The sequence below is a fragment of the Pseudomonas sp. FW507-12TSA genome (assembly GCF_058781435.1).
Genome location: NZ_JBYSWT010000061.1, coordinates 1 through 5,443, shown reverse-complemented (window position 1 = coordinate 5,443; position 5,443 = coordinate 1). Strand labels below are relative to the sequence as shown.

2 tRNA genes and 3 rRNA genes are annotated in these 5,443 nt (G+C 51.1%); all 5 read right to left on the bottom strand.

From position 1 onward, the window contains the following. Positions 1-2 precede the first annotated feature (2 nt). Positions 3-118 (bottom strand): 5S ribosomal RNA (gene rrf / locus AC3WK8_RS31840). Between the two features lie 140 nt (positions 119-258). Continuing rightward, a 23S ribosomal RNA gene (locus tag AC3WK8_RS31835) occupies positions 259-3,150 on the bottom strand. A gap of 215 nt (positions 3,151-3,365) precedes the next feature. Continuing rightward, positions 3,366-3,441: transfer RNA gene (locus tag AC3WK8_RS31830), tRNA-Ala, on the bottom strand. A gap of 10 nt (positions 3,442-3,451) precedes the next feature. Next, positions 3,452-3,528, bottom strand: a tRNA-Ile gene (locus tag AC3WK8_RS31825). A 123-nt stretch (positions 3,529-3,651) separates the two neighbouring features. Continuing rightward, positions 3,652-5,188, bottom strand: a 16S ribosomal RNA gene (locus AC3WK8_RS31820). The 16S, 23S and 5S rRNA genes sit together here with 2 tRNA genes alongside, the layout of an rRNA operon. Positions 5,189-5,443: the final 255 nt, after the last annotated feature.

Here is a 5,443-nt window from a genome sequence, read left to right as displayed (position 1 = left end):
AATCTTGACGATGACCTACTCTCACATGGGGAAACCCCACACTACCATCGGCGATGCATCGTTTCACTGCTGAGTTCGGGATGGGATCAGGTGGTTCCAATGCTCTATGGTCGTCAAGAAATTCTGTAGCTGAGCCGTTGTTTGGGCAACGTTCCAGCGAATGGGTATGCAATAGGTTTGTGTGTCAAACTTTCGGTTGGTCATCTTCACACACCGCAATCTGGTCTCTGTCGAGTTCGCAAATTGCTTGGGTGTTATATGGTCAAGCCTCACGGGCAATTAGTATTGGTTAGCTCAACGCCTCACAGCGCTTACACACCCAACCTATCAACGTCGTAGTCTTCGACGGCCCTTTAGGGGATTCAAGATCCCAGTGAGATCTCATCTTGAGGCAAGTTTCCCGCTTAGATGCTTTCAGCGGTTATCTTTTCCGAACATAGCTACCCGGCAATGCCACTGGCGTGACAACCGGAACACCAGAGGTTCGTCCACTCCGGTCCTCTCGTACTAGGAGCAGCCCCTCTCAAATCTCAAACGTCCACGGCAGATAGGGACCGAACTGTCTCACGACGTTCTAAACCCAGCTCGCGTACCACTTTAAATGGCGAACAGCCATACCCTTGGGACCGGCTTCAGCCCCAGGATGTGATGAGCCGACATCGAGGTGCCAAACACCGCCGTCGATATGAACTCTTGGGCGGTATCAGCCTGTTATCCCCGGAGTACCTTTTATCCGTTGAGCGATGGCCCTTCCATACAGAACCACCGGATCACTAAGACCTACTTTCGTACCTGCTCGACGTGTTTGTCTCGCAGTCAAGCGCGCTTTTGCCTTTATACTCTGCGACCGATTTCCGACCGGTCTGAGCGCACCTTCGTACTCCTCCGTTACTCTTTAGGAGGAGACCGCCCCAGTCAAACTACCCACCATACACTGTCCTCGATCCGGATAACGGACCTGAGTTAGAACCTCAAGGTTGCCAGGGTGGTATTTCAAGGATGGCTCCATGAGAACTGGCGTCCCCACTTCAAAGCCTCCCACCTATCCTACACAAGCAAGCTCAAAGTCCAGTGCAAAGCTATAGTAAAGGTTCACGGGGTCTTTCCGTCTAGCCGCGGATACACTGCATCTTCACAGCGATTTCAATTTCACTGAGTCTCGGGTGGAGACAGCGCCGCCATCGTTACGCCATTCGTGCAGGTCGGAACTTACCCGACAAGGAATTTCGCTACCTTAGGACCGTTATAGTTACGGCCGCCGTTTACCGGGGCTTCGATCAAGAGCTTCGCTTGCGCTAACCCCATCAATTAACCTTCCGGCACCGGGCAGGCGTCACACCCTATACGTCCACTTTCGTGTTTGCAGAGTGCTGTGTTTTTAATAAACAGTCGCAGCGGCCTGGTATCTTCGACCGGCATGGGCTTACGGAGCAAGTCCTTCACCCTCACCGGCGCACCTTCTCCCGAAGTTACGGTGCCATTTTGCCTAGTTCCTTCACCCGAGTTCTCTCAAGCGCCTTGGTATTCTCTACCTAACCACCTGTGTCGGTTTGGGGTACGGTTCCTGGTTATCTGAAGCTTAGAAGCTTTTCTTGGAAGCATGGCATCAACCACTTCGTCACCTAAAAGGTAACTCGTCATCAGCTCTCGGCCTTGAAATCCCGGATTTTCCTAAGATTTCAGCCTACCACCTTAAACTTGGACAACCAACGCCAAGCTGGCCTAGCCTTCTCCGTCCCTCCATCGCAATAACCAGAAGTACAGGAATATTAACCTGTTTTCCATCGACTACGCTTTTCAGCCTCGCCTTAGGGACCGACTAACCCTGCGTCGATTAACGTTGCGCAGGAAACCTTGGTCTTTCGGCGTGCGAGTTTTTCACTCGCATTGTCGTTACTCATGTCAGCATTCGCACTTCTGATACCTCCAGCAAGCTTCTCAACTCACCTTCACAGGCTTACAGAACGCTCCTCTACCGCATCACTTACGTGATACCCGTAGCTTCGGTGTATGGTTTGAGCCCCGTTACATCTTCCGCGCAGGCCGACTCGACTAGTGAGCTATTACGCTTTCTTTAAAGGATGGCTGCTTCTAAGCCAACCTCCTAGCTGTCTAAGCCTTCCCACATCGTTTCCCACTTAACCATAACTTTGGGACCTTAGCTGACGGTCTGGGTTGTTTCCCTTTTCACGACGGACGTTAGCACCCGCCGTGTGTCTCCCATGCTCGGCACTTCTAGGTATTCGGAGTTTGCATCGGTTTGGTAAGTCGGGATGACCCCCTAGCCGAAACAGTGCTCTACCCCCTAGAGTGATACATGAGGCGCTACCTAAATAGCTTTCGAGGAGAACCAGCTATCTCCGAGCTTGATTAGCCTTTCACTCCGATCCACAGGTCATCCGCTAACTTTTCAACGGTAGTCGGTTCGGTCCTCCAGTCAGTGTTACCTAACCTTCAACCTGCCCATGGATAGATCGCCCGGTTTCGGGTCTATACCCAGCGACTAAACGCCCTATTAAGACTCGCTTTCGCTACGCCTCCCCTATTCGGTTAAGCTTGCCACTGAATATAAGTCGCTGACCCATTATACAAAAGGTACGCAGTCACAGAACAAAGTCTGCTCCCACTGCTTGTACGCATACGGTTTCAGGATCTATTTCACTCCCCTCTCCGGGGTTCTTTTCGCCTTTCCCTCACGGTACTAGTTCACTATCGGTCAGTCAGTAGTATTTAGCCTTGGAGGATGGTCCCCCCATATTCAGACAAGGTTTCTCGTGCCCCGTCCTACTCGATTTCACTTCTAAGATCCTTTCGCGTACAGGGCTATCACCCACTATGGCCGCACTTTCCAGAGCGTTCCGCTAAAATCAAAGAAGCTTAAGGGCTAGTCCCCGTTCGCTCGCCACTACTAAGGGAATCTCGGTTGATTTCTTTTCCTCAGGGTACTTAGATGTTTCAGTTCCCCTGGTTCGCCTCTTGCACCTATGTATTCAGTGCAAGATAACCATCTTATGATGGTTGGGTTCCCCCATTCAGAGATCTCCGGATCAAAGTCTGTTTGCCGACTCCCCGAAGCTTATCGCAGGCTACCACGTCTTTCATCGCCTCTGACTGCCAAGGCATCCACCGTATGCGCTTCTTCACTTGACCATATAACCCCAAGCAATCTGGTTATACTGTGAAGACGACATTCGCCGAAAGTTTGAATTCACAAACTTTACCTTAGCCTGATCCACTACCAGTGAAAGTAGTGTTCAGTCTATCTTTCTATCACATACCCAAATTTTTAAAGAACGATCTAATCAAAAGACTAGAAATCAACATTCGATTTGAATGCTCATTTCTAAGCTTTCAGAAGCAGTTTATGGTGGAGCCAAGCGGGATCGAACCGCTGACCTCCTGCGTGCAAGGCAGGCGCTCTCCCAGCTGAGCTATGGCCCCATAACAAAATTGGTGGGTCTGGGCAGATTCGAACTGCCGACCTCACCCTTATCAGGGGTGCGCTCTAACCAACTGAGCTACAGACCCAATTTCGAGCTTGTAACTGTTAGCTTGGAGCTATCAGCTTGGAGCTTAAAGCTGCTTCTATCGTCTTCTTCAATGAATCAAGCAATTCGTGTGGGAGCTTATGAAGCAGCTGATGTCGTCGATTAAGGAGGTGATCCAGCCGCAGGTTCCCCTACGGCTACCTTGTTACGACTTCACCCCAGTCATGAATCACACCGTGGTAACCGTCCTCCCGAAGGTTAGACTAGCTACTTCTGGTGCAACCCACTCCCATGGTGTGACGGGCGGTGTGTACAAGGCCCGGGAACGTATTCACCGCGACATTCTGATTCGCGATTACTAGCGATTCCGACTTCACGCAGTCGAGTTGCAGACTGCGATCCGGACTACGATCGGTTTTGTGGGATTAGCTCCACCTCGCGGCTTGGCAACCCTCTGTACCGACCATTGTAGCACGTGTGTAGCCCAGGCCGTAAGGGCCATGATGACTTGACGTCATCCCCACCTTCCTCCGGTTTGTCACCGGCAGTCTCCTTAGAGTGCCCACCATAACGTGCTGGTAACTAAGGACAAGGGTTGCGCTCGTTACGGGACTTAACCCAACATCTCACGACACGAGCTGACGACAGCCATGCAGCACCTGTGTCAGAGTTCCCGAAGGCACCAATCCATCTCTGGAAAGTTCTCTGCATGTCAAGGCCTGGTAAGGTTCTTCGCGTTGCTTCGAATTAAACCACATGCTCCACCGCTTGTGCGGGCCCCCGTCAATTCATTTGAGTTTTAACCTTGCGGCCGTACTCCCCAGGCGGTCAACTTAATGCGTTAGCTGCGCCACTAAAGTCTCAAGGACCCCAACGGCTAGTTGACATCGTTTACGGCGTGGACTACCAGGGTATCTAATCCTGTTTGCTCCCCACGCTTTCGCACCTCAGTGTCAGTATCAGTCCAGGTGGTCGCCTTCGCCACTGGTGTTCCTTCCTATATCTACGCATTTCACCGCTACACAGGAAATTCCACCACCCTCTACCATACTCTAGCTTGCCAGTTTTGGATGCAGTTCCCAGGTTGAGCCCGGGGCTTTCACATCCAACTTAACAAACCACCTACGCGCGCTTTACGCCCAGTAATTCCGATTAACGCTTGCACCCTCTGTATTACCGCGGCTGCTGGCACAGAGTTAGCCGGTGCTTATTCTGTCGGTAACGTCAAAACAGCAAGATATTAGCTTACTGCCCTTCCTCCCAACTTAAAGTGCTTTACAATCCGAAGACCTTCTTCACACACGCGGCATGGCTGGATCAGGCTTTCGCCCATTGTCCAATATTCCCCACTGCTGCCTCCCGTAGGAGTCTGGACCGTGTCTCAGTTCCAGTGTGACTGATCATCCTCTCAGACCAGTTACGGATCGTCGCCTTGGTGAGCCATTACCTCACCAACTAGCTAATCCGACCTAGGCTCATCTGATAGCGCAAGGCCCGAAGGTCCCCTGCTTTCTCCCGTAGGACGTATGCGGTATTAGCGTCCCTTTCGAAACGTTATCCCCCACTACCAGGCAGATTCCTAGGCATTACTCACCCGTCCGCCGCTAAATCCGTGAGCAAGCTCACTTCATCCGCTCGACTTGCATGTGTTAGGCCTGCCGCCAGCGTTCAATCTGAGCCATGATCAAACTCTTCAGTTCAATACTGCTTGGGTTTTTAAGAAACCCTAAACTTGGCTCAGCAATCTCAAATGACTATGTGATTTCTCGCATGGTCACTCGTGATGCTGATAATCTTTTTGACTATCAGTCTGACTACACAAGCACCCACACGAATTGCTTGATTCAGTTGTTAAAGAGCGGTTGGTTAAGATCTTTCGTCTCAACCGAGGCGCGCATTCTACAGCAGCCTCACTTGCTGTCAAGTGATTTTTTTAAGAAGTTTTCAAAGTTTCC